Source organism: Nocardia sp. NPDC003693 (assembly GCF_053981095.1).
In genome coordinates this window covers 46,638-70,756 of sequence record NZ_JBSFNO010000026.1, presented here as the reverse complement: position 1 = coordinate 70,756, position 24,119 = coordinate 46,638, and the positions used below count along the sequence as shown (strand labels likewise).

The window sequence follows — 24,119 nt, the reverse complement described above, 5'->3', positions numbered from 1 at the left end:
GGTTGCTCATGGCCTCGCGAGGCGACGTAGACTCGCGAGGTGTCATTCGTCGACGACGTGGTAAACGTCCTGCCCAAGCCACTGCGGGACCTCGCAGACCGCCATTACGAACTGCTGAAGTTCGCGATTGTCGGTGCGACCACGTTCGTCATCGACATCGGCATCTTCTATGTCCTGAAGTGGACGATCCTGGACGAGAAGCCGACCATCGCACGCGTGCTCTCGGGCATCGTCGCGGTCATCGTGTCCTACATCCTCAATCGGGAATGGACCTTCGACAAACGCGGCGGCAGAGAGAAACATCACGAAGCCCTGCTGTTCTTCGCCGTGAGCGGCATCGGCGTGGTGCTGGCGAGCATCCCGCTGTGGCTCTCGAACAACGTGCTCGACCTGCGCCAGCCGCACGTGAGCTTCACCGTCGAGAACATCACCGACTTCATCAGCGCGTTCATCATCGGCAACCTGCTGCAGATGGCGTTCCGGTTCTGGGCCATGCGGCGCTGGGTCTTCCCGGACGAGATGGCGGAGATGGAGAGCGAGCTCGAGGACCTCATCAACGAGGAGCAGCTCGGACACAGCTGAGAGTCGAGACTTCGAACGGCCCGCGACGTAGGTCGCGGGCCGTTCGGCGTATCGGGGGCCGGGTAGGCCGCACGGGCATCCAGATCGTGCGTAGGCGGCCTATCGCCGGGCGGGCGCAGTCGGGGGCGAACGAGGAGGTCAGGGGCGGCGCAGGGACAGGGTGAGGGTCAGGCGGGCGCCGCCGAGCGGGCTCTCGGTGAGGGTGGCGGCGCCGCCGTGGAGGCGGGCCTGCTGGGCTATCAGGGCCAGGCCCAGGCCGCTGCCGGGGGCGGTGCCCGCGCGCTGGAAGCGTTCGAAGACGCGCTCGCGGTCGGGCTCGGGGATGCCGGCGCCGTTGTCGTCGACGGTGAGGACCACCGTGTCACCCGCGGCGCGGGCGGCGAGCTCGACCCGGGTGGCGGGGCCGTGGCGCACCGCGTTGGTCAGGGCGTTCTCCAGGACGGATCGCAGGCCCGCGGCCAGACCGTGCAGGCGGATCGACTCCACCTCGTCCGTGGTGATCACCACTGCGGGATGCGCGCGCCGGGCATCCTCCACCACCTGATCCACCAGCTGCCCCAGATCCACGTCTTCCCAATCGGATTCGGTGGTCAGATCGCCGACGGCCAAGCGCTCCAGGGCATACAGCGTCGACTCGATGGCGCGCTGGCCGGCCAGCACCTCGTCCAGGATCTGCGCGCGTTCGGCCGCGGGCAGCTCGACCGACCGCAGCACCTGCAGATCCGTGCGCATCGCGGTCAGCGGCGTGCGCAGTTCGTGCGCGGCGGTGGCGGCGAAATCCCTTGCGGTGACCAGGGCTTCGCTCGTGTGCTGCCGTTCGTCGGCGATGCGGGCCAGCATGGAGTTCATGGCCTCGGCCAGTTCGGTGGTCTCGCTCGCCACGGGCTGTCGCGGGGCGTCCAGGGTCAGGCGGTCGCCGAGACCGGCTGTGGCGGCGGTCAATCGGCGCAGGGGCGCCACCGCGCGCGAGGCGAAATACCAGCCGAGCAGGGCCGCCAGGGCGGTCGCGGCCAGACCGATACCGATGACGCGGGTGCGCTGCTTGGTGGCCGAATCATCGGCGACCGCGGTGGGTACCTCGAGAAAGACCGTTCGGCCGTCCACCGGCAGGGTGCGCGCGAATTCTATTCCGGGCATGAGTGATTCGGTGCGCACGCGGCCCGGCGTCAGCGGGACGCGGGTCGTGTCCGCGTCCGTGGGGAATCGCGGCTCCGCGCCCTCGGGCTGGGCGGGCTCGAGTGGCGCCACCGGTTCCACCGGGGTCGCCGGGACGGCATCACCGGGAACCGCCGGGACCGTCCCCTCGGCCCGCGTGATCGCCAGGGCGTTCACGACCGTCCCGACCTGGGTGCGCGCGTCACTGCCCGCCACCGCGAGCAGCACCGTGCTCATGATCGCCACCACCACGGCCGCCGTCAGGGCGCTGGCCAGGGCGACGCGCGTGCGCAGCGAGAACCGCCGCGGGGAAACAGCTTTGCGAACGCGCGCGAGGACGGGGCGACCACCGGAGGCAGCCCCGTCGCCCGCCGATCCGTCCCGCGCGGACGGCTCGCCCTCCCCCGCGCTCACGCGTCCCCCCGCAGCACGAACCCCACCCCGCGCACCGTGTGCACCAGGCGCGGCGCGCCCGCCGCCTCGATCTTGCGGCGCAGATAGGAGACGAACACGTCGACCACCTTCGTTTGTGTCTCGAAGTCGTACCCCCACACCCGATCCAGCAGTTGCGCGCGGGTGAAGACCTGCCCCGGCGCCGACGCCAGCGCCGCCAGCAGATCGAACTCGCGCTTGGTCAGATCCAGCAGCACGTCGTTGGCGTAGACCCGGCGCGCACTGGGATGAATCACCAACGGGCCCACCGTGATCCGATCGGAACCGTGCGCGGGCGCGGGCGCGCGCCGCAGCATGGCGCGCAACCGCGCCACCAGTTCGCCCAGATCGAAGGGCTTGGTCAGATAGTCGTCGGCCCCGGCCTCCAGCGCCCCGATCCGATCGGTGACCTCCGACCGCGCGCTCAGCACGCAGATCGGAATGTCGTTGCCGAACGAGCGCAGCGCCGTCACCACCTGCACGCCGTCCAGCAGCGGCATGTTCAGATCCAGCACCATGGCCTGCGGCGCCCCGGTGGCGATGCGCTGCAGCGCGGCGGCCCCGTCCGTCGCGGTCTCGACCTCGAAACCGGACACACGCAGCCCCCGCGCCACCGACGCCAGCACCCGGGCGTCATCGTCCACGACCAATATCAGCGGACTCGTCACCGCACCGACGATACTGACGCGCACGCGCTATTCCGCGGACCCGAACCGATCAGCCCGCGCTCCCGGTGGACGGCGCGGGCACCACCGGGCGGGCGGGCACCCAGTCGCCCGGCACGCGATCGCCCGGGAACACCCGGGTGGTGGCGTGATCGCCGTCCGGGGTCACCAGGATGGTGCCCTCCTCGCTCGGGAACGTGGGCAGCGCGGGCATCGCGCCCGGCGGCAGCTGCGACAGATCGCCGCGGTGCACGGTGACATTGCCGTCGCGGTCCTTGGTGATCAGCACGTTCTCCCCCGGTTCCGCGGGGAAGCGCTCGCCCGGACGGGCCACCTCGGCGGCCTCGGACGTCGCCTCGGTGACCGCGGCCGGATCGGGTTCGGACGCGTTCGCCACGGCCGGGGCGAGCAGCGCCGCGACCAGCGCGACCCCCGCGACACCGCCGACAATCGCGCTTCGGCGCACAGTGGACTTCCGCATGAACACTCCTTCAACTCGTCGACGATGGTTCGTCGTTGCACTGGACGAGTCCGAAGGTATGGAGCGATTTCTCAGCGCTGGACAACAAATGGTTAGAGAAACGATAGAACCGGCGGCGCGCATATCCGGACTCCGCGCCTACGGGTTTCGGGGCCGGTGGGATGAGTGATATCGCCATGCTGTCGCCCGTCATCCGCGGATGCGGACGGGAATCCCCGCGCGGCAGACGCCGATTCCCGCGCGGAATTCCGCCCTGTCGTACGCGATCCGCGAGGGCGCTGCGCACGACCGCTCAGCGCGGCTCGGTCACCGTGCAACCCGCGACGCGGTCCACCGGGCCCCGGATCCGGCGCGGCACCCGATGTGTCGAGACGCCGCGCGCGACACTCAGCGCGGCTCGGTCACCGTGCCGCCCATCTGGCGGCCCAGGCCCGCGTTCGAACCGAGGAAGACCGCGAACAGCGCGGGGCGGCGGCGCTGGAGTTCCATTCGGCCGCCGTCGGCCTCGACCAGTGCCCGCGCCAGCGCCAATCCCACACCGGTCGACCCGCCCGCGGAGAACCCGCGATCGAAGATGTGCGGCGCGAGCTCGTCGCGCACGCCGTCGCCCTCGTCGGCCACCTCCACGCACACCAGCGGATCGCGGTCGTCCCGCCCGCCGGTCACCGTGCGCACCGACACCGTGCAGGTCCCGCCGCCGTGCATGAGCGCGTTGTCGATCAACACCGTGATCGCCTCCTTCAGCCGCGAACTCGTGATCGGCGCCCGCAGCGTCGGATCGCCGAGCAGCACGAGCTTGCGGCCCGCCTCGGCGAACGGATGCCGCCATTCGGCCACCACGCCGCGCAGTTCCGCCACCACCGGCACCGGGTCACGCTCGGCGGCGCCCTCGTCGCGCGAGGCGCGCACCAGTTCGTCGATGGCGTCGGTCAGCCGATCCACCTGCGCCATGGCCTCTTCCGCCTCGTGCACCACGTCGGAATCGGGATGCGTGGACAGCTCGTCCAGCCGCAGCCGCACCGCGGTCAACCGGCTCCGGAGCTGATGCGAGACATCGGCCACCAGGGCGTGCTCGCGCTGCAGCCGCCCGGCGATCTCCACCGTGGCCGAGTCCAGCACATCCGAGACGCGGTCCAGCTCGGTGATCCCGTGCCTGCGCGGATCGGCGCGGAAATCGCCCTTCGCGAGCCGGGCCGCGCGTGCGGCCACGTCCCGCAGCGGATCCGCCACCCGCCGCGCGGTCACCACCGCCACCGCGATGCCGGCGCCCAGCGAGATCATCACCAGCGCGAACACCGCGCCCAGCGCCTGCCGCTGCATCGAATGCATCGGCGCCGCAGGGGTTTCCAGCCGCAGCGACCCCGAGATGCCCATCGCCAGCGATTCCGCCAGCGGGTCGGTCACCACCTCCGGGCCGATGTCCAGGCGCGACGCGTTGTCCTGCGGTGTCGGATACACGATGGTCAGGCGGCCGCCCGGCGGAATCAGCGGGCGCACCGAACGCAGATCCAGCGCCCCGTGCACCAGCCCGTCGGCGCGTTCCTGCGCCACCACCTCCACTGCGATGCGATCGAGCCGGTTGCGCAACTCCTGCCGCGCGACGTCCTCGACCCATTTCCACGCCGTGAAAGCCAGCGGCACACCGAGAACCAGCGTGGTCAGGGTGAGCGCGGCCACCATGGACAGCAGGATCCTGCGTCTCATCGTCGATATGCCTCGCTTCGTTCGCACAGCGGACGGGGGATGCCACAGCAGGGCGGCCAGTGACACGAACACGGTGGGCAACACGGGCGATCGGACGGCGTGGTCGGTCAGTCGGTATTGAATCGGAAGCCTACGCCGCGCACCGTCACGATCCGCCGTTCGGCCACCGGGCCCTCGTCGCCGATCTTGCGGCGCAACCAGGACATATGCATGTCCAGGGTCTTGGAGCCGCGCAGATCGGCATCGCCCCACACCTCGCGCAGGATGGTCTCGCGCGAAACCACCTGCCCGGCACGGTCGATGAGCACCTTGAGCAGTTCGTACTCCTTGTTGGCGAGGTTCACTTCCAGGCCGTTCACCAGCACGCGGCGCGCGGCCGGCTCCAGCCGGATACCGCCCACCTCCACCGTCTCGTCACCGATTCCACTGCGCCGCAACAGCGCTCGCACCCGCGCCAGCAGTTCGGCGAGCCGGAAGGGCTTGCCGACGTAGTCGTCGGCGCCCGCGTCCAGCCCGACCACGAAATCCACCTCGTCGGTGCGCGCGGTCAGCATGAGCACGGCCAGATCCGCCCCGCGCGCCCGGACCTGGCGGCAGACCTCGAGACCGTCCATACCGGGTAGGCCGAGATCCAGAATGAGCAGATCATGGCCGCCTTCGAGCGCCCGTTCCAGCACGGCGGGACCGTAGCTCTCCACGGTCACCGAATAGCCCTCACGCCCCAGCGCTCGCGACAGCGGCGCCGCAATGGCCTCGTCGTCTTCGGCCAGCAGTACAGCGGTCACGGACCAAGACTACGGGTAAGCGCCCCGGGATCCGTGGTACCCGCCGCCACCCGGATCATTTTGCGCGATATCGAAGACCTGGTGATACAACAGCGCGTGTACCTGCTGCACACGCGGAATGTCGTCGTACTCCAGCGGATCCTCCGACGCCGACCCGATCACCAGGGTGCCGGTGCCCAGCATCCGATCGAAGAGTCCGTGCCGGAACTGCACATTGGAGATCCGGTTGAGCGGAATGTCGATACCGGTGTGCGTGAGTACACCCTGCCGAATCAATACCCGGCGGTCGGTGATGATGAAATGCGTCGATTTCCAACGGATCAGCGGCGCGATGGCGCGCCACAGCACGATCACCAGCCACAGCACCGGAATACCGATCATCAGCACCGAACGCAGCGTGCCCTCGGTGTTGCGCGCGGACACTCCGAGAGCGAATCCGGCCAATGCGGTGATCAGGATGAAAGTCGCAGCGGGCCAGAACAACATCTTCCAATGCGGGTGACGATGCAGCAGCAGTCGTTCCTCCGGCGCCAGCGCCTCCTCCGGATAACCCATGTGTGCACCGTACCGCGCGGAGATGTCAGAATGCCTCACGCCGAACGGCGCACTGGAGCACAATCGTTCGGCATCCGCGTAGCATCGGCGACCACGTTCTGCCTTGATCTGCCCGCTTCATCTCCGAATCTCCGAATCGTCGAGCTGTCCCGCGCAACAAAACTCCGGCTAGTGACCGGCGCATGACACAGGAGGCGTGTGTGACCCGAGAGTTGACCCAGCTGGAAATCCTGCGAGAACTCGAACCCGTGGCGGAGCAGAACCTCAACCGCCACCTGTCCATGGCCAAGGACTGGTACCCGCACGACTACGTGCCGTGGGACCAGGGCAGCAATTTCGCCGCCATGGGCGGCCAGGACTGGGACCCGAGCCAGTCCGCCCTCAGCGAGGTCGCCAAGATCGCCATGGTCACCAACCTGCTGACCGAGGACAACCTGCCCTCCTACCACCGCGAGATCGCCGAGAACTTCTCCCAGGACGGCGCCTGGGGCACCTGGGTGGGCCGCTGGACCGCCGAGGAGAACCGGCACGGCATCGTCATGCGCGACTACCTCATCGTCACCCGGGCGGTCGACCCGGTGGCCCTGGAAGAGGCGCGCATGATCCACATGACCAACGGCGCGCAGTCCCCCGACGACTGGGGCGGGTTCCTGGAGAACGTCGCCTACGTGACCTTCCAGGAGCTGGCCACCCGCATCTCCCATCGCAACACCGGCCGGGTCTGCGACGACGCCATCGCCGACCGCATGCTGCAGCGCATCGCCGCCGACGAGAACCTGCACATGATCTTCTACCGCACGCTCTGCGGCGCGGGCCTGGACCTGGTGCCCGATCAGGCCATCGAGGCGATCACCAAGGTGCTCACCAACTTCGTCATGCCCGGCGCGGGCATGCCCAACTTCCGGCGCAACGGCGTGCTCATGGCCAAGCACGGCATCTACGACCTGCGCCAGCACCTGGAAGAGGTCGTGAACCCGGTGCTCAAGAACTGGAACATCTTCGACCGCACCGACTTCGGGCCGCGCGGGGAGAAGGCGCGCGACGTCCTCGCCGACTACGTCGAGAAGCTGCAGGCCGACACCCTCAAGTTCGAGGAGCAGCGCGACCGGCTGCTCGCCCGCGAGGCGGCCCGCGGCATCCTGCAGCCGGTCTGAGCGGGAGCGGCGTGCAGCGCGAGCGGGGATCCGGAAGGCGATCCGGCATCCCCGCTCACATCACGACGACTCGGCCCGTGGGCGAAACGGGCGAATAACCCTCGGCGCCTTCAGTATTCGGCGCGCAGATGGGTGACATCGCCCGCCGAAACGGCCTGATCGCCGATCAGCAGCCGCCCGTGCCCGTCCACGCCGGTGGCCACACCGGTCAGCACCTCGTCACCCGGCAACTCGGCGCGCACCGTCGCGCCGATGGTCGAGCACCGATCGCGGTAATCCGCGGACAACTCCGCGATATCCCAGCCCGCGGCCTCCCAGGCGACGAACCGGCGGGCGAACTCGCGCAGGATCGCCGCCGCCACGGCGGTGCGATCCACCGGCTCGGGCGCACCGGCCAGCGCCAGCGAAGTCGCGTGCGGCACCGGCAGTTCCGCCTCGGTGAGGCTCACGTTGAGACCGATGCCGACCACCACCGCCGGATCCGGGCCCACCGCCGCGATCTCGGCCAGAATGCCGGACAACTTGCGGCCCTCGACAAGAACGTCGTTCGGCCACTTCAACACCGCCTTGACGGCGGTCGCGGACCGCACCGCGTCCACCACCGCGACACCGGTCAGCAGCGGCAGCCAGCCCAGCAGCTCCGGGGCGATCCCCCGCACCCGCACCAGCACCGACATCGCCAGCTGCGCCCGCGGCGGCCCCACCCACTGCCGATCGTGCCTGCCCCGCCCGCGCTCCTGCGCCTCGGCGAGCAACACCAGCCGGTCCGCGCTCGAATCCGCCGCGCGCGCAACCAGATCCGCGTTGGTCGAACCGGTCGATTCCACCACGTCGATCTCGTGGAAGAAGCGCGTCGCCGGTGTCTCGAGCAGCTCGCGCCGCAGCCTGGTCGCATCCAGGGGTGCCCTGTTCATCAGGGCAGGCTACCCCGTGCCCGCCCGCGCGCTGCCGGCCGCCGCCGGGGTCCGCACCGGCGTGTTCGCGCGGATGGCCCGCCCACCGTCACCAGCGGATGCGCCATGGTCGCTGGCGATGATGCCCATGCTCGTCATGTCCGCCGCGCACGCCCTCATCGTCCCGGTCTCGGCCGTGCGATCCGTTGCCGGACGCTGCCGCGCTCCACCCGAATATGGTGAGACGCGAGGGGAACCCGGTACCGACCGCGTCCGCCCGCACGTCAGCCGGCCGCCGCCCGCACCCGCACCGGCGTGTTTGCGCGGATGGCGCACCCGCCGTCACCTGCGGGTGCGCCATCGTCACTGTCGCGGTTGCCGGGTCGCGGCCCCGTGGGCGCCGGGCGCCGTGCCGCACCGGCCGGACGCGGCCGGGCCCCACCCGAATGCGGTACGGCGCGACGGGAACCCGGTGCGGCGCCCCGCCACACCGCGTCACCGCGGCCGATGGGCCCGAGGCCCGTTCGCGGGTCACACGGCTGCTCCCCGCGACCCGCGACGTCGCGCACCGGCATATCGCCCGGCTGCTCCGCGTCACCCGCGGGCTCGATCGCCGGCATGTCACTCGGCTGCTCCGGGCCCGGCGGCCGCGGACCGGCGGGCCGCGGGCTCAGGGTCGAGCCCGCGCTCCGGTAGTCCGGGTCGGTGACGGTCGGCTCGGGTGGCGTTGTCCGCCACGGCGTCCAGGCCGCCGCGGTCGCTCTGATCGATTGATGTTCGTCCCAGCTCCACATGTGCCCCACCCCTTTCTCCGTTGTTCGGAGGCATATCCAGGGTCCCCCGGACACGGGGGCGAGCACGAGCGAATATCGGCCCAGCAGAGCCGTTCACGCTGGTGAAGGCGAGGAAATTGGGCCGCCGGATTGTCCGGACCGGACGGCGGGGGCGCTCTGGGTCAGCGCGCGGGCGCGTCCCACGCGACGTCGACCGGGTCGAGTCCGAGCGCGCCCGCGACGAAACGGCGCACCGACTCCAGGCCGTCCGCGAGCGCGTCCTCGTACCCGGTCCGCGCCCAGCCACCGACCGCGGCGGTTCCGTCCGAGCCCGGCGTCACGCCGATCTCGGCCACCAGCTCCGCCGTCGTCGGCACGCACACCGCCCACGAGAAATGCTTCTCCGCATCCCATTCCGCGGCGCGCCGGGCCACGTACTCCGGATCGGTGATCCCGCCGTCGGCCAGCGCGGGCCGATCGTCGATCCGCTCGTCGGCGCGCATGGCCCGCAGATACCAGCCGCCCGCGTTGATCTCGATCGGTTCCATCAGCCCCTGTTCCTTCGTTCCCGATTGCGTCGCTTACGTTCTCGCTTGCTCTGCCCGAACAGCACGCCCGCCAGCGGAATCAGCAGCAGCACCCACCACTGATGCGTCACCAGGAACAGGATCAGCGCCAGAATCGGCAACGCCGGTCCGATCCGCTCGGGCCAGTACGTCCCGAACCTCGGCTCCCGCTGCGCCGGAACGGCCTTCGCCGTCTCCACCGGCTCGGGCAGATCAGCGAACATCGGCACCAGATCCCCGCGCGTCACCGCCGCCGCGACCTGCCCACTGCGCTCGTCGAATTCGGCGACGCTCAACCGCCCCGCCGCGAAATGATCGGACAGGCGACGCAGCGCGTCCTCCCGCTCCGCGGTCCCGATACGGATATCCGGCAGTTCGCCCATATCTCGACCTTAGCGCGGCGCGAACGACGCCACGTCCGCCGCGAGACGTACTCGGACATACGACGGGGGCCGCACACCCCAGGTGCGCGACCCCCGCCGGAAAGCCTTCGGCTGCCTAGTTCACAGCCGACTCAGCTTACTTGATCTCGGCCAGCACTGTGCCCTGGGTGATGGCGGCGCCCGCCTCCACCGACAGACCCGTGATGACACCGGCCTTGTGCGCGGTCACCGGGTTCTCCATCTTCATGGCCTCGAGCACCACGACCAGGTCGCCGACCTCGACGGTCTGGCCCTCTTCGACCGCGACCTTGACGACGGTGCCCTGCATGGGCGCGGTGACCGAATCACCCGACGCGCCCGCGCCGCCCGCGCCACCGCGCTTGCGGGGCTTGGGCTTCTTGCGAACGACGCCCGCGCCGTTGGAAGCGGGAGCCGCGCCCACCGAGAACTGACCCGGCAGCGAGACCTCGAGGCGACGGCCGCCGACCTCGACGACCACCTTCTGGCGGGGCGCCTCGTCCTCGTCCTCGATCGGCACACCACCGGTGTACGGCTCGATCGGGTTCTCCCAATCGGTCTCGATCCACTTGGTGTAGACGTCGAACTTGGTGCCGTCACCGATGAACGCGGGGTTCTCGACGATGTGGCGGTGGAAGGGCAGCACGGTGGCCAGGCCCTCGATCTGGTACTCGGCCAGCGCGCGCGCCGAACGCTGCAGCGCCTGCTCGCGGGTCTCACCGGTCACGATGAGCTTGGCCAGCATGGAGTCGAACTGACCGCCGATGACCGAACCCTCGACCACGCCGGAGTCCACGCGCACACCCGGGCCCGCCGGCTCGCGGTAGACCACGACCGGGCCGGGCGCGGGCATGAAGTTGCGGCCCGCGTCCTCACCGTTGATGCGGAACTCGAAGGAGTGGCCGCGCGGGGTCGGGTCTTCCTTGAGCTCGAGCTCGTGGCCCTCGGCGATGCGGAACTGCTGACGCACCAGGTCGATACCGGCGGTCTCCTCGGTGACCGGGTGCTCGACCTGCAGGCGGGTGTTCACCTCGAGGAAGGAGACGGTCTCGCCCTGCACCAGGTACTCGACCGTGCCGGCGCCGTAGTACTCGGCTTCCTTGCAGATGCGCTTGGCGGACTCGTGGATCTTGCCGCGAACCTCGTCCGAGAGGAACGGCGCGGGGGCCTCCTCGACCAGCTTCTGGAAGCGGCGCTGCAGCGAGCAGTCGCGGGTGCCGACGACGATGACGTTGCCGTGCTTGTCGGCCAGGACCTGGGCCTCGACGTGGCGGGCCTTGTCCAGGTACTGCTCCACGAAGCACTCGCCGCGACCGAAGGCGGCGATGGCCTCACGGGTGGCGGACTCGAACAGCTCCGGGATCTCCTCGACGGTCTGCGCGACCTTCATGCCGCGACCGCCGCCACCGAAGGCGGCCTTGATCGCGACCGGGACACCGAATTCCTTGGCGAAGGCGACGACCTCGTCGGCGCCCTTGACCGGATCCTTGGTGCCCGCCGCCATCGGCGCCTTGGCGCGCTCGGCGATGTGGCGCGCGGTGACCTTGTCGCCCAGGTCGCGGATGGACTGCGGCGAGGGGCCGATCCAGATCAGACCGGCGTCGATCACGGCCTGCGCGAAATCGGCGTTCTCGGAGAGGAAGCCGTAACCCGGGTGGATCGCGTCGGCGCCGGCCTTGGCGGCGGCGTCCAGGATCTTGTCGAACACCAGGTACGACTCGGCGGAAGTCTGACCACCGAGCGCGAAGGCTTCATCAGCGAGCTTCACGAAGGGCGCGTCGGCATCGGGTTCCGCGTAGACCGCGACACTGGCGATTCCGGCGTCCTTGGCGGCCCGGATCACGCGCACGGCGATCTCGCCTCGATTGGCTACGAGGACCTTTGTGATCTGCGCGTTGGCATGGCTGGGCACTGAGCCTCCTGTGCTGTGAAAACTTCGTCTTGGGCGAGTGTAGGCAGTGTGCCAACAACTGCCGAACCCGGCCAGGGCTACCCATGGGTAGGCCCTGAGAGTGACAGGTGCGACACTCTACAACTCTCTCGCGAGCGTCGCCCCTACATCGGAGCGTCTCGGTCGAGCGTTAGGCCGGGCCGGCGTGAGTCAGACAACCGTGCCCGGGTCTTCACCGGTGACGATTGGCGCGCCCACGGCGTTGGCCCATTCGGTCCAGGAGCCGTCGTAATTGCGGACGCCTTCAACACCGACGAGGTAGGTGAGGACGAACCAGGTTAGGGCGGACCAGCGGCCGATACGGGAGTACACCATGGGGGCGGTGCCCGCGGACACCCCACCGTAGATGACATCGAGCTCCGCGCGGGAGCGGAATCGAGAATCCGGTGCGATCGAGGCGCTCCACGGGATGCTCACCGCGGTCGGGATGTGGCCGACCCGCAGCGCCTGCTCCTCGGGCCGATCCAGGACGACGAGCTCGCCGGTGTACTCCTCGGCCACGCGGGCGTCGATGAGCGGGCCGCCGAGATGGGCGAGGACATCGGCCCGGAAGGCGCGGGCGCGCTTGTCGTCCCGGTCCACCACCGGGTATTCGCCGTACAGCGGGTAGGGCACGTCGAAGGTGACGTCGCGGGACTCGGAGATCCAGGCGTCGCGGCCGCCGTCCAGCAGGCGCACATCCTCGTGCCCGAAGAGGGTGAACACCCACAGGGCGGCCGCCGCGGTGCCGTTGGCCCGGTCGCCGTAGATGACGACGGTGTCGTCGCGGCCGATGCCCTTGGCGCGCATGAGCGCGGCGAATGTTTCACCGTCGACCACGTCGCGGGTGCGGCCGTCGATGAGCTCGTTTCGCCAATCGAGCTTGATGGCGCCCGGGACATGGCCGATGTCGTATAGCAATATGTCCTCGTTGGACTCCACGATCTTGATCCCCGGCGCGCCGATGTTTGCCGACAGCCATTCTGTGGTTACTAGTCGGTGAGGATGTGCGTAGGAGCCGAACGATGGATGCGGATCCGAAGCGACGGGCACGATGTGTTCCTTCACGCGTGGTGGATTGGGTATCGACGGGTGGAATCTCAACACCGATCGTAGGCATGTACCGGTAACGAAACTCGTTTCAGATCACGAATCGGGTGATTGGGCGAATTAAGCGCAGCTTCATCCGATAAAGTCTCCCGAGAGGAGGGGTGAGCTATGTCCGATTCTTGGCCGCGACGACGACTGCTCGCGATCCTACGTGGCGCCAGCGAGCCTCTCGACGCGCAGGAACTCGCGCGAGTCACCGGCCAACATGTGACTACGGTTCGTTTCCATTTGGATGTCCTCACGCGTGAATCGCTGGTTCGCCAATTTCAGCAGCCACCGCGCGGTCGCGGCCGCCCGCGCATCGGCTATACCGCCGTGCAGCGATCGGTGGGTTATCAGGAATTGGCGCAGGTCCTGGCCGACCAGCTCGGCAGCGACCCGCGCCGGCGCTCGGATGCCGCCATCGCGGCCGGGCGCGCGTGGGGTTCGAAATTGGAATCGGTGGATCAGCCGATCGAAACTCTCGAGGACGCCCGGGATCTGACCATCACCGTCGCCTCCGAACTCGGTTTCGCGCCCGAACGCGACCACGCCGACGAGACCGAGGAGCAGTCGCTCATCCGGCTCACCGCGTGCCCGCTGCGCGAATTGGCCCGCACCCACTCCGAGGTCGTGTGCGGCGTCCATCTGGGACTCATCCGGGAAGTGCTGGACCACAACGGCGCCCGCGACACCGTCACGGTACGGCTGCACCCGTTCGTCGAACCGGAGCTGTGCGTGACCCGCCTGGAACTGATCAAGGCGCGGGCCGCCGAGGGCGTGCCCGGGGTGAACGGTGAGGCCGGGGAAGAACCCCGGATCGCACCGTCAGCGAACCGGGTCGCCCCACAGCTGCGTAGCACCGACCCCCACCTGGGCAAGCAGTCGACGAACCAGCGGTAGACCGATACCGATCACGCTGGAGGGGTCGCCCTCGATGCGCTCGACGAACCAGCCGCCGCGACCGTCGAGGGTGAAGGCCCCGGCCACCTGCAGCGGCTCGCCGGTGGCGATGTAGGTCTCCAGCTCGTCGGCGTCCGGTTCGGCGAAATGCACCGTCGTGGTGCTGCAGTCCGCGGCCTCGCCGACGATCTCGCCGTCGCGCAGGCGCAGGACGCAATGCCCGGTGAGCAGATCGGCGCTGCGCCCGGCCATCACGGCCCAGCGTTTGCGCGCGACCTCGGGGGTGAGCGGTTTGCCCTGCAGCTCGCCGTCCACGAGCAGCATCGAATCACAGCCCACCACAACGGAATCGGGGAATTCGCCACCGATCCCGGCGGCGATGTCGAGCGCCTTGGCCCGGGCCAGTTCGATGACCACCCGATCGGGGGCGGTGCCGGGCGGCAGCGCGGCGGCCACCGCGTCCTCGTCCACGTTCGACACCCGGACCACGGGTTCGACGCCCGCGGTACGCAGGACGCCGAGCCGGGCCGGGGATTGTGACGCCAGTACGAAGGTCGTCACCGAGTTCAGTCGCGCAGGTGCGACAGCGTCGGGAAGGCGTACGGGGAGAACGGCGAGGAGCCGCGGTGCAGCAGGGTGGGCCTGCCCCACATGTCCAGCGGCCCGCTCGCGGCGGAGCCGGCGGGCGCGCCCGCGGCGGCGGCGACGACCGCGACCAGGGCGGCCAGTTCGATATCGGTGGGATTGCCCTTCAGAACCTGAACGATCGGCCCTGTGCTGGACTGTTCGGCATCGGCTACAGCCGTTTCGACCGCTTCTTCCGCCAGTCCATCGACGGCCAGATCCAGTTCGGCGGCGCGCAGTACTTCTTCGTCAGCCATGGTCGTCACAGCGCCAGTCCTCCTGTCCAATTGCCACGCGGGTAGCGCGGCGGGTTCACGGATGGTTGTTCGGATCCGCGAACGGTATTCGTTACGTCCCTCGAGGGGCGAGGGACGATTCCTACCATCTTTGCTCGGATGGGGCGATCTTGCGCGGTACGAGGGCCTCGGCACGAGCCGTACCGGGGCCCTGTCCACAGTGTGCGCCGCATACCGCGGTTATCGCCGATTCAGAGCGGAATGTTGCCGTGCTTCTTCGGCGGGAGGGTCACCATCTTGCGCTCGAGCAGCCGCAGCGCCGACACGATCTGGCCGCGGGTGTGCGAGGGCGGGATGACCGCGTCGACGTAACCGCGCTCGGCGGCCACGTACGGGTTGACCAGCGTGTCCTCGTATTCGTTCTGCAGTTCCAGGCGGAGCGCGTCGACGTCGGCGCCCTCGGCGGCGGCGTCCTTGAGCTGCTTGCGGTAGACGAATCCCACCGCGCCGGAGGCGCCCATGACGGCGATCTGGGCGGTCGGCCAGGCAAGGTTCACATCGGCGCCCATGTGCTTGGAACCCATGACGTCGTAGGCGCCACCGTAGGCCTTGCGGGTGATGATTGTGATCTTACCCACAGTGGCCTCACCGTAGGCATAGAGCAGCTTGGCGCCGCGGCGGATGATGCCGTTGTATTCCTGGCCGGTGCCCGGCAGGAAGCCCGGGACGTCCACCAGGGTGATGATCGGGATGTTGAAGGCGTCGCAGGTGCGCACGAAGCGCGCGGCCTTCTCCGAGGCGTCGATGTCCAGGCAGCCCGCGAACTGCGAGGGCTGGTTGGCCACGAAGCCGACGCTGCGGCCGTCGATGCGGGCGAAGCCGACGATGATGTTCATCGCGCGCTCGGCCTGGACCTCGAGGAACTCGTCGTCGTCGACCAGGGCACGGATGACCTCGTGCATGTCGTACGGCTGGTTCGGGGAGTCCGGGATGATCGTGTCCAGCGAGAGGTCGTCCTCGGTGAGGGACTCCTCGATGGCGCCGACGATCGGGTCCGACGCCGGGTGGCGCGGGGCCTCGGCGCGGTTGTTGCTCGGCAGGTAGCCCAGCAGGTCCTTCACGTAGTCCAGCGCGTCCTGCTCGCCGGAGGCCACGTAGTGGGCCACACCGGACTTCACCATGTGGGTCTGGGCGCCGCCCAGCTCCTCCATGGTGACCTCTTCACCGGTGACGGTCTTGATGACGTCGGGACCGGTGACGAACATCTGCGAGGTCTGGTCGACCATGACGACGAAGTCGGTCAGGGCCGGGGAGTACACGTGCCCGCCGGCGGCCGGGCCCATGATGAGCGAGATCTGCGGGATCACGCCGGACGCCTGGATGTTGCGGTGGAAGATCTCGCCGTAGAGGCCCAGGGAGACGACGCCCTCCTGGATGCGCGCGCCGGCGCCCTCGTTGATGCCGACGAGCGGACGGCCGGTCTTGAGGGCCAGATCCATGACCTTGACGATCTTCTCGCCGTAGACCTCGCCGAGCGAGCCGCCGAAGACGGTGACGTCCTGGGAGAAGATGCAGACGTCGCGGCCGTCGATGGTGCCGTAGCCGGTCACCACGCCGTCGCCGAGCGGACGCTGGTTCTCCAGGCCGAAGTTGACGCTGCGATGGCGGGCCAGCGCGTCGAGTTCGACGAAGGAGCCCTCGTCGAGCAGGGCGAGGATGCGCTCGCGCGCGGTCATCTTGCCCTTGGCGTGGACCTTGTCGACGGCGGCTTCACCCATCGGATGCTGGGCTTCATCGAGCCTGTTCCGCAGATCAGCCAGCTTCCCGGCGGTCGTGTGGATATCTGGGGCGCCCGCCGACCCCGGCGAAGGCTGCTGCTGGACACTCGTCATGCCGGGGAGTGTAACCAGTACCAGTGCCGTCTGTTAATCCCGTAGGGGCTACTCATGAGTACGGTTATTGACTGACCGCCAGTAAAAAGGCGCAGGTGGGGCCCGGTTTCCGCGCCGCGCGCGACCGTTCTGCCGGAAAAAATTCGATACCCGGGGTCACCGGACCATCACCCCGCCGTGACCGGGTGTACAGCCCGGGCGCGACCTGATGAACCGGACGAACCCGGCGCGGAGAGCCTATCCGCGCCGGGCGTCCCGGGTGGTCGGTTTCGAAATCCCGGCCGGCGGACCGGGATTCGGCTCAGGACAGGACCCGCCCCAGGGCGGCGACGGCCTCGTCCAGTTCCTCGACGGTGACGGTGAGCGGCGGCCGGAAGCGGATACCGCGCTCCCCCGACCCCAGGATCAGCACCCGTTCCTCGTCCCGCATGCGCTCGACCACGGTGTCGCGCAGCTGTCCCGATTCGAGTGTGATCGCGCACATGAGCCCGCGCCCGCGCGGTTCGGACACCCGCGGGTCCGCCGCGGCCAGCGCGGTGAGCCGGTCCAGCAGATGCGGGCCGAGCCGCGCGGCGCGCTCGACGAGACCTTCGCGGTCGATGACCTCGAAGACCCGCCGGGCCCGGACCATGTCGGCGAGATTGCCGCCCCAGGTGGAGTTGAGCCGGGAGCTGACCCGGAACACGTTGTCCGGCACCTCGTCCACGCGCCCGCCGGCCATGATGCCGCAGACCTGGGTCTTCTTGCCGAAGGCCACCACGTCCGGTTCGACGCCCAATTGCTGATAGGCCCACATGGTTCCGGTGAGGCCGACGCCGGTCTGCACCTCGTCCATGATGAACAGGGCGTCGTTGGCGTGACACAGTTCCTGCACCGCGCGCAGGAACTCGCCGCGCAGGTGCCGGTCGCCGCCCTCGCCCTGGATCGGCTCTGCGATGAAACACGCTATGTCGTGCGGGTTTTCGGCGAAGGCGCGGGCGATCTGGTCGAGCGCGCGCCGTTCGGCGGCCTCGATGTCGGGATGGTCGGCGCCGACGTACGGGGTGTCGATCCGCGGCCAGTCGAACTTCGGGAAGCGCGCGGTCTTGACCGGGTCGGTGTTGGTGAGCGAGAGGGTGTAGCCCGTCCGGCCGTGGAAGGCGCCGGTCAGGTGCAGCACCTTGGTGCCGAGTTCCGGTGCGCGCCCGTGTATTTCGTTGTGCCGGGATTTCCAGTCGAAGGCCGCCTTGAGCGCGTTCTCCACCGCGAGGCCGCCGCCGTCGATGAAGAACAGGTGCGGGAGCCGGGGGTCGCCGAGGACGCGGGCGAAGGTGTCCACGAACCGTGCCATCTCCACGGTGTAGACGTCGGAGTTGCTGGGCTTGTTCAAGGCAGCGGCCGTGAGGTTGGACAGGAACCGGCGGTCCCCGACCAGAGCCGGATGGTTCATGCCCAGCGCCGAGGAGGCGAAGAAGCCGAACATATCCAGGTATGCCGTGCCGTCGCGGGCGTCGACCAGCCTGCGGCCACGCGATTTGCGTAGATCCAGGACCAGATCGAAGCCGTCCGCGAGGATGCTCGCGGACAGGATTTCGTGCACCCGGGCGGGGGTGACCAGTGGCGTTTCGGCTACCGCCCCGAGCCGATCGAGTTCGAGGGTCACCGCCCCAGCGTAAATGAATTTTTACGGTCTTGCCCGCAACTTCCGAAGTAATTACGGAAGAGACCTACTTGTCATAGAATGTCTGCAGAATGATGGTGCTTCGTGTCCGGACATTGGCCGTCGCGCGGATTTCCTGCAGCAGCTGCTCCAGATGCCGGGGCGAAGCCACCCGCACCAGTAGCATGTAGCTCTCGTCACCGGCCACCGAATGGCACGCCTCGATGCCCGGGATGTGCTGGAGCAGTGCGGGTGCGTCATCGGGTTGCGAGGGGTCGAGAGGAGTGATCGCGACGAATGCCGACAGCAGCTGCCCGAGCGCTTCGGGATCCACGTTGGCGGTGTAGCCGCGAATCACCCCGCGCGCTTCCAGGCGCCGGACCCGGGACTGCACGGCGGACACCGACAGGTTGGCTTTCTCGGCCAGATTCGACAGGGTGGCGCGCCCATCGGCGATCAGCTCACGGATCAGCAAACGATCGATGTCGTCGAGTACGGGTTTCGCCGGTGTATCCGCCATCAGCGAAGGCTAACGCAGCGAACCGAACTCGTGGCCGGAACCCGGCACGCGGAGCCCTCGTTCCGGCCGATCTCACCGTCTCCGCGACTCTCCCGCACACCCGCGGCCCGCGTCGGCCGATCATCGGATTCGACGCGGACGCGCGAACTTCCGCCCGCGACCATGTACGGAGCTGCCCATGACTTCCGCGCTCACCGCCGACACCACCGGCGATCTACGCCTGCGCACCGCCGCGCTGCTGCGCGCCCTCGGCGCGAAATCGCCTGAATCGGGCGCACTCTCGGTCCGTACGCCGATCACCGGCGGCGAGCTGGCCACCCTGCGCCCGGACACCCCGGCGGAGGTGGACGCGGCGATCGGGCGCGCCGCGACCGCCTTCCGCGACTGGCGCACGGTGCCCGCGCCGCAGCGCGCCGCGGTCGTGCGCCGCCTGGCGCAGCTGCTCACCGAGCATCAGGCCGAACTCGGCGAACTGGTCACCCTGGAGGCGGGCAAGATCGGGGCGGAGGCGCGCGGCGAGGTCCAGGAGATGATCGACATCTGCGAGTTCGCCATCGGGCTCTCGCGCCAGTTGTACGGGCTCACCATGCCTTCCGAGCGCCCGGGGCACCGGCTCATGGAGACCTGGCATCCGCTCGGTGTGGTCGGTGTGATCTCGGCGTTCAACTTCCCGGTCGCGGTGTGGGCGTGGAACACCGCGCTGGCGCTGGTGTGCGGGGACACGGTGGTGTGGAAGCCGTCCGAGGCGACGCCGCTGACGGCGCTGGCGTGTCACACGCTGCTGCGCCGGGCGGCGGCCGACGTCGGCGCGGATCCGCAAGTGCACCAGTTGATTCAGGGCGGCGGCGAGATCGGCGAGCGCCTGGTGGACGATCCCCGGGTCGCGCTGGTGAGCGCCACCGGGTCGGTGCGCATGGGGCAGCTCGTCGCACCCCGGGTGGCCGCGCGCTTCGGGCGCGCGCTGCTGGAGCTGGGCGGCAACAACGGCGCGGTGGTGACGCCGTCGGCCGATCTGGATCTGGCCGCGCGGGCGATCGTGTTCGCCGCGGCGGGCACGGCCGGGCAGCGCTGCACCACGCTGCGGCGGCTGATCGTGCACGCCGATGTGGCCGGGCCGCTGCTGGATCGGGTGACGGCGGCCTATCGCCAACTGCGCGTGGGCAATCCGCTGGAGGAGGGCGTGCTGGTCGGCCCGCTGATCAACGAGCGTTCCTATACGGGGATGCGCGACGCGCTGGAGCGGGCGCAGGCCGACGGCGGCGAATTGCTCTGCGGCGGCGAACGAGTGGCGGGCCCGCACGCGGACGCGTACTACGTGCGCCCCGCCCTGGTGCGAATGCCCGCGCAGACGGCGGTGGTGCGCGAGGAGACGTTCGCGCCGATCCTCTACGTCCTCACCTATCACGATCTCGACGCCGCGATCGAGCTGCACAACGCGGTGCCGCAGGGCCTGTCGTCGGCGATCTTCACCACGAATCAGCGTGAGGCCGAACGGTTCCTGGGACCCGACGGCTCGGACTGCGGCATCGCGAACGTGAACATCGGCACGTCGGGCGCGGAGATCGGCGGCGCGTTCGGCGGCGAGAAGCAGACCGGCGGCGGCCGCGAGTCCGGGACGGACTCCTGGAAGTCGTACATGCGCCGGGCCACCAATACGGTCAACTGCTCGACCGAACTCCCACTGGCCCAGGGCATTCGGTTCGAGTAGAGCGCGAGTACGGGGAGACCGGCTCGGGTGCATCGCGTCCCGCCGCTTGGATCGAGGTCGCGAGACTGTCCGCGCCGAGCGAGGCGCACGTCCTGTCCTTCGGGACGACGTCGCGAAGTCTCCCCTGCCGACCGCCGCAGCGGGGCGGCCCGAACCCCCCGTGCGGTTCGGGCCGCCGCGTCGGGTCAGTCCTCGCTGATGGCGCGGATCTGGGCCTCGTAGCGGGCGCGGGTCGTCTCGTCCGCGGGGTGCAGGGCGCGGTCGCCGTTGAAGAGGCGGCGGACCAGGCGCACGGCGGCCTCGGGGGCGGCGGCCAGGGCCACCTCGACGGGGGCGAGGTAGTTGGGCACGGCGACTTCGGCTCGGCGGCTGCGTACGGTGCCGACGATGGCGGCGGCGACGTCCTCGGGGTCGACGGTGGGCAGGCCCGCGCCCAGGGTCAGGCCCGAGGACAGGCGGGTGCGCACGGCGGAGGGCATGACGCAGCTGACGCTGACGCCCTGCGGTTCGAATTCCAGGCGCGTCGCAGCGGACAGTCCGACGGCGGCGAACTTGCTGGCGTTGTAGACCGCCAGGCCCGGGATCGGGACCTTCCCGGCGAGGGAGGCGACGTTCACCACGTGGCCGCGGCCGCGCTCGATCATGCCGGGGACCACCGCGCGCATACCGTGGATGAGGCCCCACACGTTGATGTCGATGCTGCTGCGGCCCACCGCGTCCGATTCCTCGAGGAACGCGCCGGCGGGCATGACGCCCGCGTTGTTGATCAGGATGTCGACGGCGCCGAAGTCGGCGACGACCTTGTCCCACTGGCCGCGATCGCGCACGTCGAGTTCGTAGGCGCGGCCGTCGAGCGCGGCCGCGGCGGCCTCACCGGCGGCGAGATCCACATCGGCGATGGCGATCCGCGCGCCCTTGGCGGCGAAGAGCTCGGCCGTGGCCTGGCCGATCCCGCGGCCGCCGCCGGTGATCAACACCCGGGCGCCGTTGATATCGATTGCCGGATAGTTCTTTCCGAGAACGCTCATGCTGACTCCTGTGTCGTGCGGGGGTGGCGGGCCGGGCACCGCGCGGGTGCGGGCGGGGCGCGGCGGGCTCCCGCCGGCGCGGGTGACTCATTCGAAAGCGGCCTGGGACAGCGCTTTCCGGGTGCTGACCAGACTGTGTTCGAAGGTGGCGCGGCGGCGGCGGCCGTCCATGAAGTTGGGTCCCATGACGGCGAGATCCTCGGCCGAGGCGCCCAGGTACAGCACCTTGGTCCCGGTCGCGCGCAGCTCGGCGATCTCGGCGTCGAGCTTGGCGCTCATCCGGTTTCGCAGCTGGCGTTCGAGAAAGTGTCCGGCGCTGGTGGCGGGCAGCCGCCCGGGCGAGGCCATGGGCGCGATGACGACGACCTCGTCGAGTTCGGCCGGGATCAGCAGATCGACCGAGGCGGTGGAGGCCGCGCCGCCGTCGATGAAGGTGCGGCCCGCGATCGGCACGGGCGGGAACCAGCCGGGCACGCCCCACGAAGCTCGCAGGGCCGCACCGAGACTCGCCTCGGGCGCGCCCGGGGAGCCGAAGGCCACGCGTTCGCCGGTGGCGTCGTCCATGGCGACCAGCCAGGTCGCCGGATGCGCGACCCAGCCGCCGCCCGGGTTCAGGCGGTCGGCGAGGCGTTGCAGCCAGCCGGGATCGCCGCCGCCGATCGGCAGCAGGCCGCTGCCCGCGGTGAGCAGGGCGTGCCCGTTGCCGGGGCGGGCCAGCAGTTCGCGGGCCGCGCGGGCGGGCGCGCCGAGTCGCGGGCGCGGCAGGGGCGGGAAACGCCCGGGTTCGCACCGCATGTGCGAGGTGAGGATGGGATCGGTCGAGGTGCCGTCCTGCATGGCGACCAGTTCGTCCACGCCGACGCCGCTGCCCAGCATGGTCAGCATTTCCGCGCCGGCCGAGGTGCCGATCATGACGTCCGCGGTGCGCGGATCCCAGTCCAGCACATCGCGGGCGGCGGCCAGCGCCGCCACTATCCACGCCGCGCCCAGCGTTCCCCCGCAGCCGATGGCCAGGCCACGTCGCTGTGGCCCGTTCCTAGTACTCATGGTTTCAGACACTAGCAGTTTTTGGATACCGGCGGTATCCCGAATCCGGAGGTACATAGAATTGACCCCATGGCACGACTGACCCGGACCGAAACCCAGGCCCGTACCCGCGCTGACCTGCTCGCGACCGCCCGCGATCTATTTCTGACCGAGGGGTACGCCAAGACCAGCCTGGAACGGGTCGCCGAGGAGGCCGGGTACTCCAAGGGGGCGGTGTACTCGAATTTCAAGACCAAGTCCGCGCTCGGGCTGGAAGTGATCGAGCTGATTCACGCCACCAAGTTCAGCGAGGCCGGTGAGCTGCTCGAGGGCGGCGGCAGTCTCGACGAACGGCTCGAGCGATTCCGGCAGTGGGCCGAGCACACCCTCGGCGACGTGGGCTGGACCATGCTGGAATTCGAGTTCGCGATCGTGGCGCGCGAGGATCCGGCGCTGCAGGCCGGATTGGTCTCCAGTTTGTCGATCGTGCGCGGAGCCATTGCCGCGCAACTGCAATCGCTGGCCGACTCCATGGCCGTGCGCCTGCCGCTGCCCGCCGAGGATTGCGCCAACGCGATCCTGGGTCTCGGTGTGGGACTGGGCATCATGCGCGCCATCGATCCGAGCATCTCGGCGCAGTTGATCACCGACGCGGTGCGTGGGATCTTCGTCGGATCGTTGCGCGTGGACGCGGTGCCGGGGACCTCGGGCGCGACGGGGTGACTCTCACGGGCGGAAGTGCAGCGTCCATTCCCCGCGGTAGTGCAGGCTGGTGATGTTCACCGGCGGAACGTCTATGCGCCAGAACGATTTCGCGGGCGCGTCCAGGGTCACCAGCAGGGCCGCGCGGATGACGGCCGGATGGGTGATGGCGATGGTGGGTTCGCCGTGGGCGGCGATGTCGGCCAGCCACTCCCCCGTGCGCTCGATGACGTCCACCACCGATTCGCCGCCGTGCCCGCGATAGCTCGGGTCGGTCAGCCACAGGTACAGGTCCTCCTTGGGGACCGACATGAGCTCGCCGCCGCGCCAGGCTCCGGCGTCGAGGTCGCGTAATCGGTCGTCCTCGGCGCCGAGCAGACCCATGAGCGCGGCGGTCTCGACGGTGCGGCGTTCGGGGGCGGTGAGCACGCGCGCGTCGTGCATGCGGCCCCGGGCGGAGACCGCGCGGCGGCCGGCTTCGGTGAGGGGTTCGTCCACCGGGAAGCGTGCCTTACGCATCGCCTCGGTCATTCCGTGACTGACCAAGTCGAGTCGAAGCACCTTCTGCACGGTTGGAAGCGTACGCGCGGGGTCGGCGGGCGTAATCCGATTGCCCGCCCTTCGCTCGGCTCGACCGACCGGTTCGCCGCCGTCACCGCCGGGAACGGCCGCGCCC

The 24,119-nt window shown here is 69.6% G+C and carries 24 protein-coding genes; 5 read left to right on the top strand and 19 right to left on the bottom strand.

The genetic code is table 11. From position 1 onward, the window contains the following. Positions 1 to 39 precede the first annotated feature (39 nt). A complete protein-coding gene (locus ACWDOP_RS25825; protein WP_454202495.1) occupies positions 40 to 582 on the top strand; it encodes a GtrA family protein in 543 nt (180 codons plus the stop codon). A 138-nt stretch (positions 583 to 720) separates the two neighbouring features. Here ACWDOP_RS25825 and ACWDOP_RS25820 read toward each other — a convergent pair whose 3' ends face one another. From ACWDOP_RS25820 to ACWDOP_RS25795, 6 genes are all read right to left on the bottom strand, one after another. After that, on the bottom strand, positions 721 to 2,151 hold the full coding sequence (locus tag ACWDOP_RS25820) for a sensor histidine kinase (protein ID WP_456347114.1): 1,431 nt from the start codon (positions 2,149 to 2,151) through the stop codon (positions 721 to 723). After that, positions 2,148 to 2,849 carry a response regulator transcription factor gene (locus ACWDOP_RS25815; protein WP_456347150.1) on the bottom strand — a complete coding sequence of 234 codons (702 nt, stop codon included), beginning with the start codon at positions 2,847 to 2,849 and terminating at the stop codon, positions 2,148 to 2,150. The genes ACWDOP_RS25820 and ACWDOP_RS25815 overlap by 4 nt, the downstream gene beginning before the upstream one ends. A 37-nt stretch (positions 2,850 to 2,886) precedes the next feature. Beyond that, positions 2,887 to 3,315 carry a hypothetical protein gene (locus ACWDOP_RS25810; RefSeq protein WP_456347113.1) on the bottom strand — a complete coding sequence of 143 codons (429 nt, stop codon included), beginning with the start codon at positions 3,313 to 3,315 and terminating at the stop codon, positions 2,887 to 2,889. A 387-nt stretch (positions 3,316 to 3,702) separates the two neighbouring features. Further along, on the bottom strand, positions 3,703 to 5,019 hold the full coding sequence (locus ACWDOP_RS25805; protein WP_456347112.1) for a sensor histidine kinase: 1,317 nt from the start codon (positions 5,017 to 5,019) through the stop codon (positions 3,703 to 3,705). A gap of 107 nt (positions 5,020 to 5,126) precedes the next feature. Further along, the gene (locus ACWDOP_RS25800) at positions 5,127 to 5,804 is read right to left on the bottom strand and encodes a response regulator transcription factor (RefSeq protein ID WP_297614539.1); all 678 of its coding nucleotides are present in this window, start codon (positions 5,802 to 5,804) and stop codon (positions 5,127 to 5,129) included. A 9-nt stretch (positions 5,805 to 5,813) separates the two neighbouring features. After that, entirely contained in the window at positions 5,814 to 6,359 is a 546-nt protein-coding gene (locus ACWDOP_RS25795; protein WP_456347111.1) for a PH domain-containing protein, read from the bottom strand. 200 nt (positions 6,360 to 6,559) lie between these two features. Here ACWDOP_RS25795 and ACWDOP_RS25790 point away from each other — a divergent pair, with 200 nt between their 5' ends. Then, positions 6,560 to 7,513, top strand: a complete 954-nt coding sequence (locus tag ACWDOP_RS25790; protein ID WP_456347110.1) for an acyl-ACP desaturase — start codon at positions 6,560 to 6,562, stop codon at positions 7,511 to 7,513. A gap of 110 nt (positions 7,514 to 7,623) precedes the next feature. Here the strand turns inward: ACWDOP_RS25790 and ACWDOP_RS25785 are convergent, their stop codons facing one another. The 5 genes from ACWDOP_RS25785 to ACWDOP_RS25765 all read right to left on the bottom strand — a co-directional run bounded on the left by ACWDOP_RS25785 (position 7,624) and on the right by ACWDOP_RS25765 (position 13,129). Further along, positions 7,624 to 8,427 (bottom strand): biotin--[acetyl-CoA-carboxylase] ligase, encoded by an 804-nt coding sequence (locus tag ACWDOP_RS25785; protein ID WP_456347109.1) that lies wholly within the window; start codon positions 8,425 to 8,427, stop codon positions 7,624 to 7,626. A 934-nt stretch (positions 8,428 to 9,361) separates the two neighbouring features. Then, the gene (locus ACWDOP_RS25780) at positions 9,362 to 9,727 is read right to left on the bottom strand and encodes a hypothetical protein (RefSeq protein WP_456347108.1); all 366 of its coding nucleotides are present in this window, start codon (positions 9,725 to 9,727) and stop codon (positions 9,362 to 9,364) included. Next, on the bottom strand, positions 9,727 to 10,128 hold the full coding sequence (locus tag ACWDOP_RS25775) for a DUF1707 SHOCT-like domain-containing protein (protein WP_454202486.1): 402 nt from the start codon (positions 10,126 to 10,128) through the stop codon (positions 9,727 to 9,729). The genes ACWDOP_RS25780 and ACWDOP_RS25775 overlap by 1 nt, the downstream gene beginning before the upstream one ends. A gap of 136 nt (positions 10,129 to 10,264) precedes the next feature. Further along, a complete protein-coding gene (locus ACWDOP_RS25770; RefSeq protein ID WP_454202485.1) occupies positions 10,265 to 12,058 on the bottom strand; it encodes an ATP-binding protein in 1,794 nt (597 codons plus the stop codon). Positions 12,059 to 12,247: 189 nt separating this feature from the next. Next, positions 12,248 to 13,129, bottom strand: coding sequence for a sulfurtransferase (locus ACWDOP_RS25765; protein ID WP_456347149.1), 882 nt, complete (start codon positions 13,127 to 13,129; stop codon positions 12,248 to 12,250). 372 nt (positions 13,130 to 13,501) lie between these two features. Between ACWDOP_RS25765 and ACWDOP_RS25760 the strand changes: the two genes are divergently transcribed. Further along, positions 13,502 to 14,068 carry a helix-turn-helix transcriptional regulator gene (locus ACWDOP_RS25760; protein WP_456347107.1) on the top strand — a complete coding sequence of 189 codons (567 nt, stop codon included), beginning with the start codon at positions 13,502 to 13,504 and terminating at the stop codon, positions 14,066 to 14,068. On the opposite strand, the gene ACWDOP_RS25755 is transcribed toward ACWDOP_RS25760, so the two are convergent. From ACWDOP_RS25755 to ACWDOP_RS25735, 5 genes are all read right to left on the bottom strand, one after another. Further along, positions 13,994 to 14,629: a Maf family protein gene (locus ACWDOP_RS25755; protein WP_456347106.1), complete on the bottom strand. Its 636-nt coding sequence runs from the start codon at positions 14,627 to 14,629 to the stop codon at positions 13,994 to 13,996. The two genes, ACWDOP_RS25760 and ACWDOP_RS25755, sit on opposite strands and share 75 nt — an antisense overlap. 5 nt (positions 14,630 to 14,634) lie before the next feature. After that, positions 14,635 to 14,949 (bottom strand): acyl-CoA carboxylase epsilon subunit, encoded by a 315-nt coding sequence (locus ACWDOP_RS25750; protein ID WP_454202572.1) that lies wholly within the window; start codon positions 14,947 to 14,949, stop codon positions 14,635 to 14,637. A gap of 230 nt (positions 14,950 to 15,179) precedes the next feature. Beyond that, the gene (locus ACWDOP_RS25745) at positions 15,180 to 16,820 is read right to left on the bottom strand and encodes an acyl-CoA carboxylase subunit beta (RefSeq protein WP_454202482.1); all 1,641 of its coding nucleotides are present in this window, start codon (positions 16,818 to 16,820) and stop codon (positions 15,180 to 15,182) included. 301 nt (positions 16,821 to 17,121) lie between these two features. Further along, positions 17,122 to 18,462 (bottom strand): L-lysine 6-transaminase, encoded by a 1,341-nt coding sequence (gene lat / locus ACWDOP_RS25740; RefSeq protein ID WP_456347105.1) that lies wholly within the window; start codon positions 18,460 to 18,462, stop codon positions 17,122 to 17,124. A gap of 64 nt (positions 18,463 to 18,526) precedes the next feature. Beyond that, on the bottom strand, positions 18,527 to 18,979 hold the full coding sequence (locus tag ACWDOP_RS25735; RefSeq protein WP_354990430.1) for an Lrp/AsnC family transcriptional regulator: 453 nt from the start codon (positions 18,977 to 18,979) through the stop codon (positions 18,527 to 18,529). A 178-nt stretch (positions 18,980 to 19,157) separates the two neighbouring features. On the opposite strand from ACWDOP_RS25735, the gene amaB reads away from it, so the two are divergent. After that, positions 19,158 to 20,687 (top strand): L-piperidine-6-carboxylate dehydrogenase, encoded by a 1,530-nt coding sequence (gene amaB, locus ACWDOP_RS25730; protein ID WP_456347104.1) that lies wholly within the window; start codon positions 19,158 to 19,160, stop codon positions 20,685 to 20,687. Positions 20,688 to 20,872: 185 nt separating this feature from the next. Here the strand turns inward: amaB and ACWDOP_RS25725 are convergent, their stop codons facing one another. After that, the gene (locus ACWDOP_RS25725; protein WP_456347103.1) at positions 20,873 to 21,715 is read right to left on the bottom strand and encodes an SDR family oxidoreductase; all 843 of its coding nucleotides are present in this window, start codon (positions 21,713 to 21,715) and stop codon (positions 20,873 to 20,875) included. 87 nt (positions 21,716 to 21,802) lie between these two features. Beyond that, on the bottom strand, positions 21,803 to 22,762 hold the full coding sequence (locus ACWDOP_RS25720; protein WP_456347102.1) for a patatin-like phospholipase family protein: 960 nt from the start codon (positions 22,760 to 22,762) through the stop codon (positions 21,803 to 21,805). Between the two features lie 69 nt (positions 22,763 to 22,831). Here ACWDOP_RS25720 and ACWDOP_RS25715 point away from each other — a divergent pair, with 69 nt between their 5' ends. After that, entirely contained in the window at positions 22,832 to 23,464 is a 633-nt protein-coding gene (locus ACWDOP_RS25715; protein ID WP_456347101.1) for a TetR/AcrR family transcriptional regulator, read from the top strand. A gap of 3 nt (positions 23,465 to 23,467) precedes the next feature. Here the strand turns inward: ACWDOP_RS25715 and ACWDOP_RS25710 are convergent, their stop codons facing one another. Continuing rightward, a complete protein-coding gene (locus ACWDOP_RS25710; RefSeq protein WP_454202476.1) occupies positions 23,468 to 24,013 on the bottom strand; it encodes a histidine phosphatase family protein in 546 nt (181 codons plus the stop codon). Positions 24,014 to 24,119 lie beyond the last annotated feature (106 nt).

Bases quoted from the DNA above. Each gene is read 5' to 3' on its own strand.
- ACWDOP_RS25745 (WP_454202482.1), bottom strand. From the start codon at position 16,820: ATGACGAGTGTCCAGCAGCAGCCTTCGCCGGGGTCGGCGGGCGCCCCA.
- ACWDOP_RS25720 (WP_456347102.1), bottom strand. From the start codon at position 22,762: ATGAGTACTAGGAACGGGCCACAGCGACGTGGCCTGGCCATCGGCTGC.
- ACWDOP_RS25780 (WP_456347108.1), bottom strand. From the start codon at position 9,727: ATGGAACCGATCGAGATCAACGCGGGCGGCTGGTATCTGCGGGCCATG.
- ACWDOP_RS25775 (WP_454202486.1), bottom strand. From the start codon at position 10,128: ATGGGCGAACTGCCGGATATCCGTATCGGGACCGCGGAGCGGGAGGAC.
- ACWDOP_RS25715 (WP_456347101.1), top strand. From the start codon at position 22,832: ATGGCACGACTGACCCGGACCGAAACCCAGGCCCGTACCCGCGCTGAC.
- ACWDOP_RS25805 (WP_456347112.1), bottom strand. From the start codon at position 5,019: ATGAGACGCAGGATCCTGCTGTCCATGGTGGCCGCGCTCACCCTGACC.
- ACWDOP_RS25785 (WP_456347109.1), bottom strand. From the start codon at position 8,427: ATGAACAGGGCACCCCTGGATGCGACCAGGCTGCGGCGCGAGCTGCTC.
- ACWDOP_RS25795 (WP_456347111.1), bottom strand. From the start codon at position 6,359: ATGGGTTATCCGGAGGAGGCGCTGGCGCCGGAGGAACGACTGCTGCTG.
- ACWDOP_RS25725 (WP_456347103.1), bottom strand. From the start codon at position 21,715: ATGAGCGTTCTCGGAAAGAACTATCCGGCAATCGATATCAACGGCGCC.
- ACWDOP_RS25735 (WP_354990430.1), bottom strand. From the start codon at position 18,979: ATGGCGGATACACCGGCGAAACCCGTACTCGACGACATCGATCGTTTG.
- ACWDOP_RS25810 (WP_456347113.1), bottom strand. From the start codon at position 3,315: ATGCGGAAGTCCACTGTGCGCCGAAGCGCGATTGTCGGCGGTGTCGCG.
- ACWDOP_RS25750 (WP_454202572.1), bottom strand. From the start codon at position 14,949: ATGGCTGACGAAGAAGTACTGCGCGCCGCCGAACTGGATCTGGCCGTC.
- amaB (WP_456347104.1), top strand. From the start codon at position 19,158: ATGACTTCCGCGCTCACCGCCGACACCACCGGCGATCTACGCCTGCGC.